This is a genomic window from Bradyrhizobium sp. SOJA106 (genome assembly GCF_059448745.1).
In genome coordinates this window covers 4286875-4306440 of the sequence record NZ_CM182549.1, presented here as the reverse complement: position 1 = coordinate 4306440, position 19566 = coordinate 4286875, and the positions used below count along the sequence as shown (strand labels likewise).

Genomic DNA, 19566 nt, shown 5'->3' with positions numbered 1-19566 from the left:
GGAAAGATCATGCGTAAACAACAACCTCAAGCGCGATGACGATTCATCCAAATCTCATCGCGCTTTAGCCGATCGAGCCCAGCGCCGGACGCTTTACCTCTCCCGAAGAGAGAGGTGCACCACGATCAGCCAGCCGAACCCAATTGCCTAAGGGCCTAGCGGCCGAACCCGGGGATACCGAACAGGCCCGGCCGTTGCTCCGGCGGCGGAGGCGGTGGCGGCGCCGGTTGCTGCTGCGGCGGTGGCGGCAGAGGCTGCGGCGGACGCTGCTGCACCGCCTGTTTTGGCGCGGCCTTCTTTTGCGCAGGCGGCGGCGGTGGCGGAGCCGGCTTGCTCGCGGGATCGGGCGCCGCGGTCGCGATGGTCTGCTGCGGCTCTTTGCAATCGGTCAGCCAGATATCGTAGATCGGATGCTCGACGCCGTGCAGGCCGGGGCTTGCCGCGTACATCCAGCCTGAGAAGATACGCTTCACCTCGCCCTGCAAGGTGATCTCGTCGACCTCGACGAAGGCGTCGGTGTTGGCCGCTTCCGTCGCCGGCCGCGTGTAGCAGGCGTCGGTCTTGACCCTGAGCGCGCCGAACTGGACGGTCTCGCCGATATCCTCGTCGAAATTGATGATGCGGCCGGTGATCTTGTCGAGGCCAGAGAAGGTCGCCTTCTTGTTCACGATCTTCTGGGCTGGCGGCTCGGTCACGACCTCGTCGCCCGGCTGCAGGCTCGCCGGCGTCTGCGGCACGGCACCACCGGGCCCGCCCTTCTGCTGCGGCTGGCGCTGACCGGGCGCAGCCGGAGCGGCTCCCGGCGCATTGGGCGGCGCGACCGCCACGGACGGCGGCTGGTTCGGCGGGGCGACGGTGGAGCCCGGCGGCGGCGCCAGCGGCTGGCTCTCGACCGGCCCCGGCAAGGCATTGCCCTGGATGTTGCCTTGCCGACCCGGCGGTGGCGGCATCGGACGCGAGGGCAGCACGCGGCCCTGCGGCGGCAGCTCGGGTACCTCTTCGTCGTCGTCGGGGATCTGGGGCTGCGGCTGGCCACGCGGAATGCTGCCCGGCGGCCGCGGCGGCGGATCGGAGAAGATCGTGCCGATCTGCGCCTGCGCGGGGGTCGCAACCGTCAGCGCGGTAGCGGCCAGCAGCGCCGCAAGGCCTGTCAGGGTAAAGGTTTTGAACATCTCGCGCGGCTTCAACAGCGAATCGGGCTTGTTGGACATTCTACAGGGGATACCGCCGCTCGCAGGCCACCGGGTTAACACGCCGAATACGGCGGGGAAAGGGCGGCATCCCTGCCCTGTCCGCCGCCCGCTGGCCAGACCCGCCACCGGATGGGATAGTTCGGTCGCCTCTCCCCGGGGCCGAGGCGCGCAATCCCCGATACCGACGTTCAACCAGAACCCCTGAGACTGCTCTCATGCCCGTCGTACTCGATCCCGATGCCGTCGTCGTCTACAGGGCCTCGGCGCGTGGCTGAAGGCGTTGGGATGACAGTTCCGTAGCAACGACGCCGATGCCATCCTCCGTCAAGACTCTCCTCGCCGTCCCCCTACACGCACTCACCTGGCTTGGCAGCCAGGGCACGCGTGCGGTGGCCGCCGTCGTCTTCATCGCGGCGGCAGTGCCGCCGATTGGAGCGCTGCTGCGGCCCTACGTCACCGAGGCGATCTTCGTTCTGCTCTGCATCTCCTTCACGCGGGTCGACCTTGCCGCGCTGTACAGCCATCTGCGACGGCCCGCGCTGGTCGCGACCGCCACGGCCTGGACCACGATCGGCGTGCCATTGATCGTCGGGCTGATCGCCCATGCCACCGGGCTGACCGCGCGCGCCCCCGGCCTTTCGCTCGCCTTGATGCTCCAGAGCATGGCCTCGCCGATGATGGCTTCGCCGGCCCTCGCTGCGCTGATGGGTCTCGATGCCACCCTCGTGCTGATCACGCTGGTGACCTCCACCGCACTCGTGCCCTTCACGGCCTCACTGTTCGCCGGCCTCTTTCTCGGCGACATGCTCAGCATCTCGCCGCTCACGCTGGGCCTGAAGCTGCTCGGCATCCTCACAGCATCGCTGCTGGCCGCCACCGCCATCCGATGGGGCTTCGGCGCGGAGGCGATCCAGCGTCACAAGAAGCCGATCGACGGCTTCAACATCATCATCCTCTGGATCTTCGCAACAGCCGTGATGGGCGATGTCGTGAGCGACCTCCTGGCGCAACCCGTGTTCACGATCAGCCTCGCAGCTCTGTCCTTCGCGATCTATTTCGCGCTACTCGCCGTCACCACGCTGCTGTTCCGCCGCATCGGCTGTGAGCGCGCGCTGGCCCTCGGGCTGATGGTGTCACAGCGCAACCTTGGCCTGATCCTGGCGGCGACCGCCGGCGCCCTGCCGCCCGCGACCTGGCTCTATTTCGCAATGACGCAGTTTCCGATTCATCTAGCGCCGTACATGCTGATGCCGATCGCGCGGCGATTGACGGCGCGCGGAGATGCATCCGGGGCGACGGCGCTGGCAGCACGACATAGAACACGTCATGGCCTCGCAGCCGGCTTCGAGGCCCTGAAGAAATAGCGATGTCTCGTTGCTGTACTCCATCCCGCTCATCGTCGCCTCCACGCTCGCGTGCCGGGCGAGGCTTCCTACCCCGCCCGCGCCGCGCGCCGCAGCGCCTGCGGCGGCTGGCCGAAGGCGCGGATGAAGGCGCGCCGCATGCGCTCGGGATCGCGGAAACCGGTGACCTCCGCGACGAGCTCGATCGCCTCGCGCGAGGACTGCACGCGCTCGCGCGCGACCTCGAGCCGCAAGCGCTCGATCGCCTTTGACGGCGTCGTGCCGGTCTCGGCGGCAAACGCGCGGGCGAAATGCCGCACGCTCATTCCGGCGCGATCGGCGAGATCTTCCACGGTCAGCGGCGCGTCGAGGTTTTCGCGCGCCCACGACAACAGCGGGCCGAAGCGGCCGTTCGGCGCCTTCAGTTCCAGCAGCGAGGAGAATTGCGACTGGCCGCCGCTGCGGCGATGGTAGAGCACGAGCTGGCGCGCGGCCTGCTGCGCGATCTCCTCGCCATGGTCCTCGCTGACCATCGCGAGCGCGAGATCGATGCCGGCGCTGATCCCCGCCGAGGTCCAGACGTTGCCGTCGCGGGTGAAGATCTGGTCCGGCTCGAACTTCACCTTCGGGTAGCGCGCAACGAATTCGCGCGTGCGGCCCCAATGCGTGGTGGCGCGGCGGCCGTCGAGCAGCCCCGCCTCGGCCAGCACGAAGGCGCCCGAGCAGACGCTCGCGACGCGAACGCCGCGCCTGGCCAGCCGCTGCACGAAGGCGCGCGTGACCTCGCAGCGCGCGGCCTCGCTGACGCCGGCGCCGCCCGCGATGATCAGCGTCGTGATCGCACTCACCGACTTGAAGTCGCGCGCCATCATCTCGACGCCGGATGAACTGCGCACGGGTCCGGCATTGAGCGCGAGCACGCGGAGCGCGAGCGGCTTGCCGGCGCAGCGCGATGCGACCTCGAACGCCGAGATCGGGCCGGCCGCATCGAGCAGCTGGAAGTCGGGGAAGATCAGGATGCCGATCATGGCCATGTCCGAAAGCGAGGGAAATACGGCATTTTGGACAGAAGGGCATCATGAGACGCTGCGTCCGTCAAGCTCATCCTTGGAGGACCCGCCCATGTCGTCACCGCTCCAGATAGGTCTGGTGGTGTTTCCACGCGTCACCCAGCTCGACTTCACCGGTCCCCTGCAAGTGTTTGCCAACGTACCGGGCGCAAAGCTGCACCTGATCTGGAAGCGGATCGAGCCGGTGCCGAGCGATTCCGTGCTGACGCTGACGCCGACCACGACTTTCGCCGACTGCCCGCAGCTCGACGTGCTCTGCGTGCCGGGCGGCGGTGGCACCAACGATCTGCTCGACGACGAGGAGGTGCTGGATTTCCTGCGCAGGCAGGCCGCGGGCGCCAAATACGTCACCTCGGTCTGCACCGGAGCGCTGGCGCTCGGCGCGGCCGGCCTGTTGAAGGGCTATCGCGCCGCGACCCACTGGAGCGCGATGGAGATGCTCAGCCAGTTCGGCGCAACCCCGACCCGCACACGCGTCTGCATCGATCGCAATCGCATCACTGGCGGCGGCGTGACCGCGGGCGTCGATTTCGCACTGACGCTGGTGTCGATCCTGCGCGACCGCGCCACGGCGGAAGCCATCCAGCTCCAGATCGAGTACAATCCGGCCCCGCCGTTCAACTCAGGCTCGCCCGACACCGCGCCGGCCGAGGTGCTGGCGTTGTTGAAGGAGCGCGGCGCGCAAAACCAGGCGCGGCGGCTAGAGGCGGTGAAGCGCGCCGCTGCACGCGTGATGTAAGCCCTGCTCTCGTGTCCCGGACGCGCAGCAACGCGTAAGCGTTGCTGCGCAAAGCCGGGACCCAGAAAGCCACAAAGCGAGATCGCTCCAGGAGAAAAAGGCCGCCCGGTTTCCCAGGCGGCCTTTCCTTTCTTACGGCGGCGCACATTCACATCGGGCGATTTCGGAACTTCCAGACCGGGGGCCTATCTCCCGATCGAGTCCTTACTCGGCGGCCGCTGCATCTCGGGACAGTCGCGAACTGTTGCCCGAACCGAACGCGATGGTCTCCCATCTCCGTAAGATGGGAATCATTGAGCCGCATCGCCCGCTCCGGCGCAACGCCGGCGCAAGCGGCATCCCCGCTGTTCCCATTGTCCACAGCGACGCGAGCGGATGCCGATGCATCCGCCTCCATGATGAAGATTCGCGTCGGGGCTGGCGGTTAGCCGGGGGTCCAGGGCTGGTAGTCGCCGGTCGCTTTGGGCCGGCGGCCGCTGGCGAGCGTCGAGCCCGAGGGCCGGTAGGCCTTGGCCGTGCCGGTCAGATTCGGCTGGTGCGGCTTTTCCCACTCGCGCGGCTGGTAGTTGGTCGCGGTCGGCGGGGTGTCGACGACGTGATGGATCCAGCCGTGCCAGGACGGCGGGATGCGGCTCGCCTCTGCGTAGCCATTATAGATCACCCACCGCCGCTCGAAGCCCAGCGTCGGATCGATCGCCCCGCCGCGGGTGCGATAGTAGCGGTTGCCCTGCTCGTCCTCACCGACCAGCTCGCCGTACCGGCTGGTCCAGAGCTGGGTGCCAAAGGTCTGGCCATTCCACCAGGTGAAGAACTTCAGAAGGAATTGTTTCATGCGGCAAGGGCCCTGCTTCGTGGGGCCCTGATGCCATCCGGACGCCGAAATGTCCAGTTCGGCCGGCGCGGCCATGCCCTCCACTAATGCGGGGTGCTCCGGACTGCGGGCCGGTCGCAAATCGGTCGCGATCCGTTCATCCCAGGTACAGCGGCGAGGTGAGACGCTCGGCGAGCACACGCAAACCAGCGTGATCCCAGGAACCAGCGCTGTTTCATCGGGTTGGCTTTTCCGGGAAAGGAGTTTGATCATGAACAGTCTGAAGGTTTTGAGTGCCGCCGCGGCAGTCGCGTTGATGCTTCCGTTGGCGAGCCCGAGCTTTGCTCAGGGCCGTTCCGCCGCTGGCGGTGGCGGAGGAGCCCATTTCGGCGGTGGCGGCGGCGCCCATTTTGGTGGCGGCGGCGGAGGCGCTCACTTCGGTGGTGGTGCTGGCCCCCACATGGGCGGCGGCAGCTTCGCCGCTGGCCCCCGGATCGGCGGCGGTGGCGCCAGTTTCGCGGGCGGCGCAGCCATGCGCCCGAGCGCCGGCGTTGCCATGCGTCCAACCACAGGAGCGACGTTTAGCGGCGGCGGCCGTCCGGTCGCAGCGGCGGGCGGCAACTGGCAGGGCGGCGGCGGCAATTGGAGCGGTCACCGCTGGCATCATCGGGGCGGCGGCTTCTGGCCCGGCTTTGCGGCCGGCGCCGCCATCGGCGGCCTCGGCTCCTACGCGTATTACGGCGGCGGCTATTACGATGACCCCTATTACTACGGCGACACCTATTACGATGAGCCGTCAGTTGCGGTCGTGCCCGACACCGGCGGCGACGCCGCCGCGTATTGCGCACAGCGCTACAGGTCTTACGACCCGGCCTCGGGCACGTATCTCGGCTATGACGGCGAGCGCCATCCCTGCCCGTAAGGCGGCCTGAACAACGCGATGAGTGGGCGGCGCCGGTGAACTACCGGCGCCGCTGACGCGTTTCCGACGCATCCTCGCACTTCGCCAGCTTGCGGTAGAGCTCTAGCCAGCGCCGCTCGCGCACCGTCAACGGCTCGCCTTCGAACGACCACGCCGGACGTCCGATTTCGTCGAGCGGAGCCGTGGCATCGAGGCACTCGAACTCCACAATTTCATCCGCTGTCAGCCGTCCGGCAGCCGGCGCGTCCGGCATCACGCCAGGTCCGCTGCATCACGCGATCTCCGACCGGCGCGGCAAATAGCGGCTCGAATGGGCGACATCAGGACGCGGATCGCCGCCGCGCGGATTCTCTTTGCCCTCTCGCAGCGCGCCGATCAGCCTGACAATGTTCACCGGGATGAGCGCGCCATGGAGAATGGCGATCGGCGCGAGATGAAGCGCGCAAGCATAGGTCAGGAATGCGACATTGCTGCAGAGCGCGACGAGCCTCAACGGGACCATGCGGCGCATGTAGAAGGTCAGGAACACCAGCGACGAGGCGATGTAGCCAGCCACTTCCACCCACCGCACGGCAGACCTCACTTGCGATTCCATCCGGCCGCGTCGGCTGCGAGCGGCCCGGACCTGGTTGGAAACAAAATCTAGCGGATGGCCGCATCGGCCGTCATCACCCCGCCGGGTGAGACATCATTGTGCCTGATCCACCTCGCCGATCCGGACCGTGCCCACCGCCGTGATCAGGCCGGCAAGCTCGCCCTGGCGGCCGGTCGCGGTCTTGGCGAAGACGCGGCGCAGATGCGTCTTGATGGTGTTGGGCGACAGCTTGAGCGATTGCGCGGTCTCCAGGATCGTGTGACCGGACGAAGCCGCGAGCGCCACCCGCGCCTCGGCGTGCGTCAGGCCATAGGCATCCATGATCTGCCCGAGCGGGATCGATCGCCGGTTGGCGGGATCGACGATGAACAGCAGCACGGCGGCATCCTTGATGCCGGCATCCGAGAGCCGCCCGAGATCCTTGCTTCTGATGGGCGTGACCAGAATGGCCAGAAGCTCTCCGTCGATATCGCGCGGCAGGCTCATCGTTCCGCCGGCGGCACCCTTGAGCGCGCGGCGGATCAGCTCGCCCAGCCGCTGCGAATGCGCCGGCGAACGAGTCGTGACCGATTGATGCAGCCGCAGCACGCCCTCCTCGGCCATGCGGCGGGCCGCGCCATTGGCGAACAGTACCCGCGCCTTGCGGTCGAGCACGGTGACGCCATCGGCAAGCCGGTCGAGGATATTGAAGGTTGCCTGCTGCATGGCGAGGTAGCCATCCATCCGGAATCCAAGCGCCACCGACCGGCACAGATGCGGCGACAGCCATTCCAAAAGCCGCTGCTCGTCCGGATCGAACGGGCCATGCCGCGCGCTGCGGCACATGTTGAAGGCGGCACGAAAATCCTCGCGCGCCGCGAGCGCCATCATTCCGTTGTGCGCGATCTGCTGCGGCCGTAACACCTCGTCGTAGAAGCCGGATGCCTGGAGCTCCCGCAGCGAGATGGCTTCGTCGGACAGCACCAGCCGGCCGACCTGCTGGGTCTCCATGTAGCGCGACCACGGATTCTGCATATGCCGCTCCTGATAGGCGCGGTTGCACTCCTCGCTGAGGCGGCCGTTGAAATCGAAATAGATCCGCTCCGCGGTAAGGGACTGGCCGAACAATATGCCGCCCTGGCTGCGGGTCAGATCGGCAATCGCCGTGAGCACATGCGGCCAAAGATCGTTCTCGGCCGCCGCGTCATAGATGAGGTCGAGGACCTTCTCGATCCTGTCGCTGGAATGATTCATCGCGCTCCCGCCCGAGCCGACCAACAACTATCGATTGTATGAACAACCTAAGGACGCATTATTATGATACCGCGACTAACATCCTGCCGCCTCACCCTATCGGGTGATGGCCGCGTTCAATGACCTCACAATTCCGGTTCCAGCCTCCTTTCGCCTTCAGATCGCGTGGCCCGCAGCACGCGCTGCGGTGCCCTTCATCTGGGTAAATCGATCAGTCAGACATAACTGCGCCGCGCCTCCCGCCGGAAATTTGCGATGGCAAATCGGGCGCCGCATCGATACCGATCGGATGATCTCGGCCTGCAACCCTCGTCGTATTCCGATCGTGAACCCATCATCCGGCGAGCAAGGCGATCACAACGATCGCGTAGATCGCGCACGAGCAGCGCGCTCAGCGCCGATATGTCGAGCGATCCTCCTCATTCAAGCCTTGCACATCCTTCGACGAACGCAATCCATGAAGCGTGAGTTTCGTCATCGTCGAACCTCCCATACCCGCATGCAGGCATGCATCCGCCTGCGATCGAGGCCTCCGGCAAGCCCCGACCGGGATCGCGCTTGGGCAATACCTCAAGCCGAGATCGCGCGTCATCATCCAGGCGGGTGATGGCCCGCCGCGAGCAAGCAGGCTGCCTCCGACCCAGATCCTCGGCCGCCTGCCCGAGGAGCCGTCTGCGATCTTCCGCGAGCACTACGCCTGGAATCCATGGACCATCGCGGTCACCAAAGTGCCCTTCGGCAAGGCGGTCAGCGCCAACTCCCTGGTCGAGCCCGGCTCGATCCGGAGGACCGCGTTCTATGCCGACGTGCTGGCGCCTTACGGGCACGAGGACATCCTGGACATCAACTACAAGGGCTTCGCCGTCGACGGCAGCGTCGGCGGCTTTGGATTCTGCCTCTCGCGGCGCGGCACCGATCAGGTGGAGCAGCGCGTCCGTCTGCTCGACCAGCTGAGCCCGCATCTCTGCCGCGCCCTCGATGCCTCACTCCTGCTCGCCGGCCGCGCGGACGGACAGCGGCAATTGTCCGCGGTCCTCGATTTGATGCCCAACGCCGCCATGCTGCTGGACCGCCGCGGCCGCATCGTCCAGACCAACAGGGCCGCAGACGATTTGCTGCGAAGATCGGACGGCATCGTGTTCGACGCCGACGGCGGCCTCCAGCTCGCCTGCGCATTGCCCGGCGAACGACAGGCCCTGTCGCGCGCGCTGATGGATGCGCTCGTCGTCGCCTCGGGCATCGGCACCTCGCTCTCGGAGCCGGTGCGCGTCAGCCGCCCCTCCGGCGCGGCGCCGCTGCTGGTGGTGCCTGTCCCGCTGCCGCGGCCCTCGCTTCCCTTCCTGGAGCTGGCGGCGCATGCCCGCGTGATGGTCGTGATCGTCGATCCCGCAGCGAAATCGCGCACCACTCTGGCGGCCATTCAGGCGGCCTACGATCTCACTGCGGCGGAAGCATGATCCCGAAAATTGCGGAGCGGTTTTCCGGAAAGATCATGCTCAAACAACAACCTCAAGCGCGATGATCCCAATCTCGTTGTGCTTTAGCGAGCTTTGCCTCGATTTTTCATCGAACTGCCGGGATTGAACGGCGTAATCGCCGCTGCGGGCATAGCAGCGGGAACCTCATGCACCACGCCGTGCATATCGACATCGCTCCAATCCAAAATTGACCCGACCCACGATTCGCGGATATCACAAATCCCATGGGGACTTCGATTTGCTGGGAAGTGTCATGCCGCGTATCCTCGTGGTAGATGACGATCCGATGGTCGGCGCGACCATCGAGGTCCTCCTCCAACGTCAGGGCTTCGACGTCACACTGGCTGACGGCGGCGAGACGGGACTGGCCGCCCTTGAAGCGCAGGCCTATGACGTGATGCTGGTCGACATCTTCATGCCGCATATGCGCGGCTTCGAATCCATCCGCATCTTTCATGAGCGCGCGCCGTCCGTGCCGCTGATCGCGATGTCCGGCTACGCCTTCGCATCGTCCGCCTCGCCCTCGCCCGATTTCCTCCGCATGGCGCTGGAGCTCGGCGCGACGCGCTGCCTGCGCAAGCCGTTCACGCCCGACGCGCTGCTGACCGCGGTCCGGGAATGCCTCGGCGAGGCGGCGTTGCCGAAGGACCAGAAAGAAGCACCTTGATCCCAACGCAACGCGTCATTCTCGGTGCTGGACTCGCCATTCTCCTGATCATCACCGCCGCCTCGATCGCCCTCGACGTCAAGTCGCGGTCCGATACCACCTGGGTCAATCACACCGTCCAGGTGCTGAAGAAGATCTCCGACCTACGCGTGCTGCTGCGCCGCGCCGAGAGCGCCGCGCGCGGCTTCGAGATCTACCGCAACCAGGCCTTCAGCGATGAGTTCGAGGCCGCCCACGCCCAGATCGCGCCGGCGCTCGCGAGCCTCAAGCGCGACGTGCGCGACAATCCGGACCAGGTCGCGCTGCTGGAGGGCACAGAGCCGCTGGCGCTGCGCCGAATGGAGATTGCCGCCGCGGCGATGCGCTTGCGCGCCGCGAACGACGAGGCCGGCATTGCCGCGCTCCAGGGCAAGGCCGAGGGCCGCGGCCTCATGGACACCGTGATGGGCAATCTCGACCAGCTGAGCGCGGAGGAAGAACGGCTGCTGACCGCACGCTCCCAGGATTCGCGCCGCACCGGCATCGTGCTGCTCGGCATCGACGTCGCCGGCGCGCTGGTGATCCTGCTGCTGGTGCTCATGGTGATGCGCGAGAGCCACCGCACCCAGAGCGCGCTCAAGAGCACGCTCGAGGAAGCCACCGCCGCCAACGAGCAGCTCGAGGCCGCGGTCGCCGAGCGCACCGAGCATCTGGTCGCCGCGCATGACGAGCTGCGCCTGTCGGTCAACGTGCTCCAGAGCACCTTTCGCAGCATGGCGGAGGCGGTGCTGGTCATCGACACCGAGGGCAACGTCCTTTTGTCCAATCCCGCGGCCGAACGCATACTGCTGCACCGGACCGGGATGAACCTGAGCAATCTGCTGGCGCTGTCAGATGTGTTTCATGGCGACGGCGTCACACCGCTGAAGGTCGACGAGCTGCCGTCCAAGCGGGTGCTGCGCGGCGAGCAGTTCGAGGCCATGGAGATGATCGTCCGCCCGCACAGCGGCAATCCTGCGCGCCACCTCATGATCAGCGGCCGGCCGATGCTGGACGGGCAAGGCGACATTTCCGGCGCGGTGCTGGTCTATCACGACGCGACCACCACGCGCGAGACCGAGCGGCAGCTGCACCAATCGCAGAAGCTGGATGCGATCGGCAAGCTGACCGGCGGCGTCGCCCACGACTTCAACAACATGCTGACCGTGATCTCCGGCAACACCGAGACGCTGGTGGCGAGCCTGAAGCAGCAGCCGGAGCTGCAGCGCGTGGCGCGCCTGATCGACGATGCCGCCGAGCGCTGCGCCGAGCTGATCCAGCACCTGCTCGCCTTCGCGCGCAAGCAGCCGCTGCAGCCGCGCAACGTCGAGATCAATGCGGCGATCACCGACATCGCAAAGCTCTTGCGCCCGACGCTCGGCGAGCAGATCCAGATCGAGACCGTGCTGGAACAGGGACCGATGACGGCGCATATCGATCCGTCCCGGCTCACCAATGCCGTGCTCAACATGGCGATCAACGCCCGCGACGCGATGCCGAACGGCGGCAAGCTGCTGCTGGAGACCCGCCGGGTCGTGCTGGACGAGGCCTATGCGGAGGCCAACGCCGAGGTGGTGCCCGGCCCCTACGTGATGCTCGCGGTCAGCGACACCGGCACCGGCATGTCGACCGACATCCAGCAGAAGGCGTTCGAGCCGTTCTTCACCACCAAGGAGGTCGGCAAGGGCTCGGGCCTCGGCCTCTCCATGGTGTACGGCTTCGTCAAGCAGTCGGGCGGGCACATCAAGATCTACAGCGAGCCGGGCCACGGCACCACGATCAAGCTCTATCTGCCGCCGGGCGAAGGCGCGAGCGAGACGTCCGCCGCCACAGCTCCGCAAGCCGACGGCGGCGCCGAGACCATTCTGGTCGTCGAGGACGATCCGCTGGTGCGCAACTTCGTCACCGCGCAATTGCAGAGCCTCGGCTATAAGACGGTCGCCGCTGCGGACAGCAAGGCCGCGCTGGAATTGATCGAGGCCGGCCAGGAATTCGACCTCCTTTTCACCGACGTCGTCATTCCCGGCGGCATGAGCGGGCGGGAGCTCGCCGAGAAGGTGGCAGCGCTCCGCCCCGGCCTCAAGGTGCTCTACACCTCCGGCTACACCGACAACGCCATCGTGCATCACGGCAAGTTGGATGACGGCGTGCTGCTGCTGACAAAGCCCTATCGGCGCAATCAGCTGGCGGCGATGATCAGGAAGGCGCTGGGGGCATGATCTGGAAAAGTGTGCAACGGTTTTCCGACAGGATCATGCTCAAACGAAAAGCCTAACGCGTCGCCAGCATCACCGCGGCCAGCGTGAACACCAGTCCCGCGATCTGCCCTGCCCCGAGCGGCTCGCCGAGCGCGATCGCAGACGCCACGACACCGATGACCGGCACCGCCATGGTGCCGATCGCAGCGACGGAGGCCGGCAATCGCGACAGCGCGGCGAACCAGCTGACATAGGCGATGCAGAACTGCACCACGGTCGAATAGAGCAGCAGCCACCAGCCGACCGGCGTCACCTTGTCCAGATGCGAGGTCTCGACCAGCAGCCCGATGACCGAGATCGGCAGGCAGCCGATCCCGATCTGCCAGGCCGCGGCGGTGATCGGCGGCAGGTGGATCGGGTATCTCTTCGAGAAGACCGTGCCGACGGCAAAGCCGAGCGCGCCCGCGAGCGCCATGATGATGCCGGGCAGCTTCTCCGCGCTCGCGGCAATGCCGTTGCCGCCCATGATCGAGGCCAGCCCGGCAAAGGCCATCACCAGCCCCAACGTGCGCAGCAATGTCGGCCGCTCGCCCAGCACCGGCCAGGCGATGATCGAGGCCCAGACCGGCATGGTGTAGGCGATCAGCGCCGCTTCGCTCGCCGGCAGCCAGAGCAGCGCGAGGCCCATCAGCACCATCCAGCCGGTGACGTTGAGGACGGCGGCGGTCAAGAGGCGCGGCCAGATCGCAGGGTCGACCTTTAGGCTCTGCCGGCGGATCACCGCCAGGGCGGCCAGCAGCAGCGCGCCCAGCACGCCGGTCACCCCGCGCAGGGTCAGCGGCGGCAGCTCGGCGAGGAGGAATTTCGTCACCGGCCAATTGAAGCCCCAGCCGATCGAGGTGATCGCGAGGAACATCAGGCCGGCCGGGGCGATACGCGGCCGCGTATCCCGGCGAGTCGAATCAAGCATGTGGGCAGTCCGGCAAAATCGAGGTCAGCTTGACCCGGATTCGCCCCCTCCACCACCACCTCGGCGGGCATGCCTGCCCTCATCTTCCGTAAGGGTACGTGAGTCCTGCTGACGCAATCCCGTTGCCCAGAAATATACCTGCCCTGTGAACAGCGGGATGAAGGGTCCGCATCGTCACGGGAGACAAATTTTTTCGGTTGGGAATCCCTGAGGACTCACTGATACTTGGCTCACAACAGGTGCGGGCTTGCCCCCTGTTATCCCCCGCAATCCACCATATTTAGTATTTGATTCAGGAACTCGCACTAGTTCTTGACGGGCGCAACGGAGAGTCCTAGCTTTCGGTCCGTTCGGCGCGAGTGAGTTTGCGTCCCGCCGGCACTCCCCCAAAGGGTCTCGCAAATCTTAGCTCCGCCAGCCGGCCAAAGGCTGCGGGTGAGGGCTTGTCTTGCCCTCAAGAAGCGGACTCTTCGGGCGCCAGAACGGGCCGGCAAAAGGCTCGGATGGCATCGGTTGAAGAAGTGACGTTGTGGGGCGTTGAACGCATGTCGGGCTCATCCCGTTGGGGCGGATGTGTCTGGACATGCCGGCGGGATGATCGATGCACGCATCGAGCCATCGCGCCGGGAGAAACTGGGCCGGACTCCACCGGCTGAACTGCGAAGCCTTTTGGGCCGGTGGCCCTGTGAGGAAGCGCGAGAGAGAAATGACGACCCGGCCCGCTTCCAACGAGGAGCGGATCCGGTCAAAGATAAGGACGGGGCAAGACAATGCGGATTGAGCGGCGCCACACCACTTCGGGACAGTCACCTTATGCCGGGATCGATTTCCGGCTGACCACGTCGGAGATTCGCAATCCCGACGGCTCGGTCGTGTTCAAGCTGGATAACGTCGAGGTGCCGACCGAGTGGTCGCAGGTCGCCTCCGACGTGCTGGCTCAGAAATACTTCCGCAAGGCGGGCGTTGCCGCGCGCCTGAAGAAGGTCGAGGAGGAGTCCGTCCCCTCTTTCCTGTGGCGCTCCGTGCCCGACACCGAGGCTCTCGCAGCTCTCCCCGAGAAAGAGCGCTATGTCAGCGAGCTCAGCGCCAAGCAGGTGTTCGATCGCCTCGCCGGCTGCTGGACCTATTGGGGCTGGAAGGGCGGCTATTTCAGCTCCGACGAGGACGCCCAGGCGTTCTATGACGAACTCCGCTACATGCTCGCCATGCAGATGGTCGCGCCGAATTCGCCGCAATGGTTCAACACCGGTCTGCACTGGGCCTATGGCATCGACGGCCCCGGCCAGGGCCACTATTACGTCGACCCCTTCACCGGCAAGCTGACCAAGTCCAAGTCGGCCTATGAGCATCCGCAGCCGCACGCCTGCTTCATCCAGGGCGTCGGTGACGATCTCGTCAACGAGGGCGGCATCATGGACCTCTGGGTCCGCGAGGCCCGCCTGTTCAAATACGGCTCCGGCACCGGCTCGAACTTCTCCCGCCTGCGCGGCGAAGGCGAGAAACTCTCGGGCGGCGGCCGCTCGAGCGGCCTGATGAGCTTCCTCAAGATCGGCGACCGCGCCGCCGGCGCGATCAAGTCGGGCGGCACCACGCGCCGCGCGGCCAAGATGGTCGTCGTCGACGTCGATCACCCCGATATCGAGACCTATATCGACTGGAAGGTGAAGGAGGAGCAGAAGGTCGCTGCCCTCGTCACCGGCTCCAAGATCAACCAGAAGCACCTCAAGGCGGTGCTCAAGGCCTGCGTGAACTGCGAAGGCTCGGGCGACGATTGCTTCGATCCCGAGAAGAACCCTGCCCTCCGCCGCGAGATCAAGCTCGCGCGCCGCAGCCTCGTGCCTGACAATTACATCAAGCGCGTCATCCAGTTTGCCAAGCAAGGCTACAAGGATATCCAGTTCGACACCTACGACACCGACTGGGATAGCGAAGCCTATCTCACCGTCTCGGGCCAGAACTCCAACAACTCGGTCTCGCTGAAGGACGATTTTCTCCGCGCCGTGGAAACGGACGGTGACTGGAATCTCAACGCCCGCACCTCCAAGAAGGTGACGAAGACGCTGAAGGCGCGCGACCTCTGGGAAAAGATCGGCTACGCCGCCTGGGCGTCGGCCGACCCGGGCCTGCACTTCAACACCACCATGAACGACTGGCACACCTGCAAGGCCTCCGGCGACATCCGCGCATCCAATCCGTGCTCGGAATACATGTTCCTGGACGACACGGCGTGCAACCTGGCGTCCGCGAACCTGCTGACGTTCTACAACACGACGACCAAGCAGTTCGACGTCGCCGGCTACGAGCATCTCTGCCGGCTCTGGACCATCGTGCTCGAGATCTCGGTCATGATGGCGCAATTCCCCTCGCGCGCGATCGCCGAGCTCTCCTACGAGTTCCGCACGCTGGGCCTCGGCTACGCCAATATCGGCGGCCTGCTGATGACCATGGGTCTATCGTATGACAGCAAGGAAGGCCGTGCGCTCTGCGGCGCGCTGACTGCGGTGATGACCGGGATCACCTACAAGACCTCGGCGGAGATGGCGGCGGAGCTCGGCACCTTCCCGGGCTACAAGAAGAACGCCCAGCACATGCTGCGCGTCATCCGCAATCACCGCCGCGCCGCCCATGGCGAGGCTTCCGGCTACGAGGCGCTCTCCGTCAACCCGGTGCCGCTCGACCACGCCTCCTGCCCGCAACAAGACCTGGTCGCGCATGCCAAGGCGGCCTGGGATGCGGCACTCGAGCTCGGCGAGAAGCACGGCTATCGCAACGCCCAGACCACGGTGATCGCGCCGACCGGCACGATCGGCCTCGTCATGGATTGCGACACCACCGGCATCGAGCCCGACTTCGCCCTGGTGAAGTTCAAGAAGCTCGCCGGCGGCGGCTACTTCAAGATCATCAACCGTGCGGTGCCGTCTGCACTGCGCGCGCTCGGCTATCGCGAGAGCGAGATCGCGGAGATCGAAGCCTACGCCGTCGGCCACGGCTCGCTCTCCAACTCGCCCGGCATCAACGCCTCGACGCTCAAGGCCAAAGGCTTCACCGATGAAGCCATCGCCAAGGTCGAGAAGGCCCTGCCGACCGCCTTCGACATCAAGTTCGCCTTCAACAAGTGGACCCTTGGCGAAGACTTCATCCGCGACCAGCTCGGCATCGGTGCCGAGGCGATCGCGGCCCCCGGCTTCGACCTGCTCCAGGCCGTCGGCTTCACCAAGCGCGAGATCGAGGCCGCCAACGTCCACATCTGCGGCGCGATGACGGTGGAAGGTGCCCCGCACCTCAAGGCCGAGCACTATCCGGTGTTCGACTGCGCCAATCCCTGCGGCAAGATCGGCAAGCGCTACCTGTCGGTCGAGAGCCACATCCGCATGATGGCGGCGGCGCAGCCCTTCATCTCGGGTGCGATCTCCAAGACCATCAACATGCCGAACGACGCCACGGTGGAGGACTGCAAGTCCGCCTACATGCTGTCGTGGAAGCTGGCCCTGAAGGCCAACGCGCTCTATCGCGACGGCTCCAAGCTCAGCCAGCCGCTCAACGCGCAGCTCATCAGCGATGATGAGGACGAGGACGATGCGGTCGATCATCTCTACGAGAAGCCGATGGCCGCACGCGCGACCCAGGTCTCGGAGAAGATCGTCGAGAAGCTGGTCGAGCGCATCATCGTGATGCGCGAGCGCGAGAAGATGCCTGACCGACGCAAGGGGTACACCCAGAAGGCGGTCGTCGGCGGCCACAAGGTCTATCTCCGTACCGGCGAGTATGACGACGGCCGTCTCGGCGAGATCTTCATCGACATGCACAAGGAAGGCGCAGCGCTCCGCTCCTTCATCAACAATTTTGCGATCGCGGTCTCCCTCGGTCTGCAATACGGCGTGCCGCTGGACGAGTATGTCGACGCCTTCACCTTCACCCGTTTCGAGCCGGCGGGCCCCGTGCAGGGCAACGACAGCATCAAATACGCGACCTCGATCCTCGACTACGTCTTCCGCGAGCTGGCGGTGAGCTACCTCTCTCGCTTCGACCTCGCCCACGTCGATCCCAACGAGACGGGCTTTGACGCGCTCGGCAAGGGCGTCGAGGAAGGCAAGGAGCCGGACGAGGACGGCGGCCACCACGCCACCAAGCTGGTGTCGCGCGGCCTCACCCGCTCGCGGACCGACAACCTCGTCGTGATGCGCGGCGGCAGCGCCGCGGTCACGCAAGGCAACGACAGCGCGCCATCCGGCGGCAGCCGCGTCACGGCGCTCGCCGCGCACGGCACCTCCGCCCGCGCCGGCGACGCCATCGAAGGCGCCGTCGCCCTGAAGCAGGAGGCCAGCCACGACCTCTCGCCAACCGAGAAGCTCGAGGCGCTGCAGTGGAGCAAGGCCGGCAGTACCGCGTCCGCCGCCCCAACCAAGGCCGAGCGCCGCGCCGAAGCCAAGGCCAAGGGTTACGAAGGCGAGATGTGCAGCGAGTGCGGCAACTTCACGCTGGTGCGGAATGGGACCTGCATGAAGTGCGATACGTGCGGAAGCACGACGGGGTGTTCGTGAGGCCATAGAACGTCTCGAGGATCATCGTTAGATTGCAGCGACGGGTAAAGTTGGTCCCCTATAAGTTGGTCCCCTAATCGGGGTAAAGTAGGTCCCCTATTCTTGAGGCAAACAAAACCCCGCCGGCGACGGCGGGGTTTTCCATTTCTACCGGGACCTTTGTCCGCTTTGCCTCAATGAGCCGTCATCCAGGATGGCGACAGGATCTTCCGCTCGGGAGCAGCTGCCGACGTCACAGGTACGGCCCGCATCACGTTCGGAGCGGTCGCTTTGAGATGGAGCACGGACTACCGAAAGGGGCGAGTGTCCCAGGTTCCTCGCCACGCGCGTTGCGACGATCAATCCCTGCCGATTTTCGGCTCTGTGCCGGTCAGCAACCTCTTAATGTCGTCACGATGCTTCCAGGCAGTGACTACCGCCATGAGGGCCGTAGCCCACGTCATGGCTTCGTGCTGACGATATAGCTCCCAGAAGACCATACTTGTTGTACCCATGGGTTGGGCGCCCAAGTAGAACGCCAGCGGGGCGACGACTGCCGCGAGCAGCGAAGCCAGGGATGAATTCCGCGTAGCACGAGCAACGATCAGCCATGTGATACAGAACGCAAGTGCCGCCGGCCACCACCAGCCGATTAGCACGCCGAGGTATATGCCAAACCCATTGCCACCTCGAAAACCGCGCCAGATCGGAAACAAGTGACCTAGAAAGGCGGCAACGCCTGCCGCAAACCATACCGAGAATTCTTGACTAAGGTCCGCGCTCGTTGAGCCGTCATTGAACGCACGCGCCAGCCAAAAGGCGACTAGTACAGCCATCGCGCCTTTTACGACATCTAGGATGAGCGGCTCGGTCGTCCGCAGGTTGCCCAAAATAGTCTTGCGATTACCCTGAACGGCTTCGGCCTTCTTCTGAAGCACCTCGGACTGTAACGAGCCGACCAAATAGCCAAAAATTGCGCCCAGGATTTGCGCGTAAGCTTCAGTTTGCGATGTCAATGTCCACAAGGCAGTCGACCTTATGAATTAATTCGGTGAGCGGCCCATTCCAACGTGTCCTGAACTTATTGCCGGATGGTTAGCGCCGAGTATGTCGGCTCAGGGTCAAAATGCGAAGAGCTCAGGTTGAGCAGACCCGGTCCGCTCTTCCGCGCGATGAGCGGACCTCCGCGAATTAACCATCCGCTGTCGCCGGCTACAAAAAGCCCCGATTTTGTGCGATACTAAATGAACGCGGCTCTCCCCACTGAGGTCGAGGGAGTTTCCAGTCGCACAGCGCATCGTTCGCGCTTCAGGGCATGGCATCGCTGGGCTGAGCGCGCCTCTCCAGAACCGAGGGGCTCTCTAGACTTGTCCAATCATCACCGGGCCTGAAAGGCACCCAAACATCGTTGTGAATTTTTGTCCGAGCTCGCCGGCAATCGGCGGGCCGCGCAAGGATTCGTTGTTGCGATTCAATGGCTTGCTCGTAAGCCATTGAAATCAGATTCTTTTTTGAAACTTTGACTCTGGAATTGCAGGCTTTTCGAGGATCCTACTCGCGAGAGGCCAAGACGCCTCTCAAAAAATGAGGCGGCCCCGTTTGCGGCGGGACCGCCTGCAATCCGGGGCCGAAGAAACACCCGGACGGCGCCTTGTGAGGCGTCCGGAGTCTGCTCCTACGAGTCGCACGATGCAAGTGCGCTCGCGAGCAGATCCTCATCTTCGGCCCCATCACCGAATGCCCGACGTCGGGTCCTTCCCGGCGAACGGCGGAGCTTTGTCGAAAGACAGGAGCCGATGACGATGATGA

The 19566-nt window shown here is 65.3% G+C and carries 15 protein-coding genes; 7 read left to right on the top strand and 8 right to left on the bottom strand.

Annotated features, from left to right (window positions below; translation table 11 throughout):
* Nucleotides 1–155: 155 nt before the first annotated feature.
* A complete protein-coding gene (locus AC5V87_RS19755) occupies nucleotides 156–1211 on the bottom strand; it encodes a DUF2155 domain-containing protein (protein ID WP_495367526.1) in 1056 nt (351 codons plus the stop codon).
* A gap of 293 nt (nucleotides 1212–1504) precedes the next feature.
* Between AC5V87_RS19755 and AC5V87_RS19750 the strand changes: the two genes are divergently transcribed.
* Nucleotides 1505–2557, top strand: coding sequence for a Na+-dependent transporter (locus tag AC5V87_RS19750; RefSeq protein ID WP_495367525.1), 1053 nt, complete (start codon nucleotides 1505–1507; stop codon nucleotides 2555–2557).
* A gap of 68 nt (nucleotides 2558–2625) precedes the next feature.
* Here AC5V87_RS19750 and AC5V87_RS19745 read toward each other — a convergent pair whose 3' ends face one another.
* A complete protein-coding gene (locus AC5V87_RS19745) occupies nucleotides 2626–3564 on the bottom strand; it encodes a GlxA family transcriptional regulator (protein ID WP_456838675.1) in 939 nt (312 codons plus the stop codon).
* 94 nt (nucleotides 3565–3658) lie between these two features.
* Between AC5V87_RS19745 and AC5V87_RS19740 the strand changes: the two genes are divergently transcribed.
* Nucleotides 3659–4345, top strand: a complete 687-nt coding sequence (locus AC5V87_RS19740) for a DJ-1/PfpI family protein (RefSeq protein ID WP_495367524.1) — start codon at nucleotides 3659–3661, stop codon at nucleotides 4343–4345.
* A 424-nt stretch (nucleotides 4346–4769) separates the two neighbouring features.
* Here AC5V87_RS19740 and AC5V87_RS19735 read toward each other — a convergent pair whose 3' ends face one another.
* Entirely contained in the window at nucleotides 4770–5177 is a 408-nt protein-coding gene (locus tag AC5V87_RS19735) for an NADH:ubiquinone oxidoreductase subunit NDUFA12 (protein ID WP_027557785.1), read from the bottom strand.
* Nucleotides 5178–5427: 250 nt separating this feature from the next.
* Between AC5V87_RS19735 and AC5V87_RS19730 the strand changes: the two genes are divergently transcribed.
* Nucleotides 5428–6078, top strand: a complete 651-nt coding sequence (locus AC5V87_RS19730; protein WP_456838677.1) for a BA14K family protein — start codon at nucleotides 5428–5430, stop codon at nucleotides 6076–6078.
* 40 nt (nucleotides 6079–6118) lie between these two features.
* On the opposite strand, the gene AC5V87_RS19725 is transcribed toward AC5V87_RS19730, so the two are convergent.
* The 3 genes from AC5V87_RS19725 to AC5V87_RS19715 form a co-directional block, all read right to left on the bottom strand.
* Nucleotides 6119–6331 (bottom strand): hypothetical protein, encoded by a 213-nt coding sequence (locus AC5V87_RS19725; protein WP_456838678.1) that lies wholly within the window; start codon nucleotides 6329–6331, stop codon nucleotides 6119–6121.
* An 18-nt stretch (nucleotides 6332–6349) separates the two neighbouring features.
* Nucleotides 6350–6661, bottom strand: coding sequence for a hypothetical protein (locus AC5V87_RS19720; protein WP_456838679.1), 312 nt, complete (start codon nucleotides 6659–6661; stop codon nucleotides 6350–6352).
* A gap of 105 nt (nucleotides 6662–6766) precedes the next feature.
* Nucleotides 6767–7906, bottom strand: coding sequence for a helix-turn-helix transcriptional regulator (locus tag AC5V87_RS19715; protein WP_456838680.1), 1140 nt, complete (start codon nucleotides 7904–7906; stop codon nucleotides 6767–6769).
* Between the two features lie 464 nt (nucleotides 7907–8370).
* On the opposite strand from AC5V87_RS19715, the gene AC5V87_RS19710 reads away from it, so the two are divergent.
* The 3 genes from AC5V87_RS19710 to AC5V87_RS19700 all read left to right on the top strand — a co-directional run bounded on the left by AC5V87_RS19710 (nucleotide 8371) and on the right by AC5V87_RS19700 (nucleotide 12288).
* Entirely contained in the window at nucleotides 8371–9363 is a 993-nt protein-coding gene (locus tag AC5V87_RS19710) for a hypothetical protein (protein ID WP_495367523.1), read from the top strand.
* A 274-nt stretch (nucleotides 9364–9637) separates the two neighbouring features.
* Nucleotides 9638–10051: a response regulator gene (locus AC5V87_RS19705; RefSeq protein WP_456838682.1), complete on the top strand. Its 414-nt coding sequence runs from the start codon at nucleotides 9638–9640 to the stop codon at nucleotides 10049–10051.
* A complete protein-coding gene (locus tag AC5V87_RS19700) occupies nucleotides 10048–12288 on the top strand; it encodes a CHASE3 domain-containing protein (RefSeq protein ID WP_495367522.1) in 2241 nt (746 codons plus the stop codon). Before AC5V87_RS19705 ends, AC5V87_RS19700 begins: the two co-directional genes overlap by 4 nt.
* A 52-nt stretch (nucleotides 12289–12340) precedes the next feature.
* Here the strand turns inward: AC5V87_RS19700 and AC5V87_RS19695 are convergent, their stop codons facing one another.
* Nucleotides 12341–13237, bottom strand: a complete 897-nt coding sequence (locus tag AC5V87_RS19695; RefSeq protein ID WP_456838684.1) for a DMT family transporter — start codon at nucleotides 13235–13237, stop codon at nucleotides 12341–12343.
* Between the two features lie 770 nt (nucleotides 13238–14007).
* Here AC5V87_RS19695 and AC5V87_RS19690 point away from each other — a divergent pair.
* On the top strand, nucleotides 14008–17778 hold the full coding sequence (locus tag AC5V87_RS19690; RefSeq protein ID WP_495367521.1) for a vitamin B12-dependent ribonucleotide reductase: 3771 nt from the start codon (nucleotides 14008–14010) through the stop codon (nucleotides 17776–17778).
* A gap of 338 nt (nucleotides 17779–18116) precedes the next feature.
* Here AC5V87_RS19690 and AC5V87_RS19685 read toward each other — a convergent pair whose 3' ends face one another.
* Nucleotides 18117–18782 carry a glycerol-3-phosphate acyltransferase gene (locus tag AC5V87_RS19685; RefSeq protein WP_495367520.1) on the bottom strand — a complete coding sequence of 222 codons (666 nt, stop codon included), beginning with the start codon at nucleotides 18780–18782 and terminating at the stop codon, nucleotides 18117–18119.
* Nucleotides 18783–19566 lie beyond the last annotated feature (784 nt).

Bases quoted from the DNA above. Each gene is read 5' to 3' on its own strand.
- AC5V87_RS19690 (WP_495367521.1), top strand. From the start codon at position 14,008: ATGCGGATTGAGCGGCGCCACACCACTTCGGGACAGTCACCTTATGCC.
- AC5V87_RS19695 (WP_456838684.1), bottom strand. From the start codon at position 13,237: ATGCTTGATTCGACTCGCCGGGATACGCGGCCGCGTATCGCCCCGGCC.
- AC5V87_RS19735 (WP_027557785.1), bottom strand. From the start codon at position 5,177: ATGAAACAATTCCTTCTGAAGTTCTTCACCTGGTGGAATGGCCAGACC.
- AC5V87_RS19730 (WP_456838677.1), top strand. From the start codon at position 5,428: ATGAACAGTCTGAAGGTTTTGAGTGCCGCCGCGGCAGTCGCGTTGATG.
- AC5V87_RS19705 (WP_456838682.1), top strand. From the start codon at position 9,638: ATGCCGCGTATCCTCGTGGTAGATGACGATCCGATGGTCGGCGCGACC.
- AC5V87_RS19745 (WP_456838675.1), bottom strand. From the start codon at position 3,564: ATGATCGGCATCCTGATCTTCCCCGACTTCCAGCTGCTCGATGCGGCC.
- AC5V87_RS19715 (WP_456838680.1), bottom strand. From the start codon at position 7,906: ATGAATCATTCCAGCGACAGGATCGAGAAGGTCCTCGACCTCATCTAT.
- AC5V87_RS19750 (WP_495367525.1), top strand. From the start codon at position 1,505: ATGCCATCCTCCGTCAAGACTCTCCTCGCCGTCCCCCTACACGCACTC.
- AC5V87_RS19725 (WP_456838678.1), bottom strand. From the start codon at position 6,331: ATGCCGGACGCGCCGGCTGCCGGACGGCTGACAGCGGATGAAATTGTG.
- AC5V87_RS19740 (WP_495367524.1), top strand. From the start codon at position 3,659: ATGTCGTCACCGCTCCAGATAGGTCTGGTGGTGTTTCCACGCGTCACC.
- AC5V87_RS19755 (WP_495367526.1), bottom strand. From the start codon at position 1,211: ATGTCCAACAAGCCCGATTCGCTGTTGAAGCCGCGCGAGATGTTCAAA.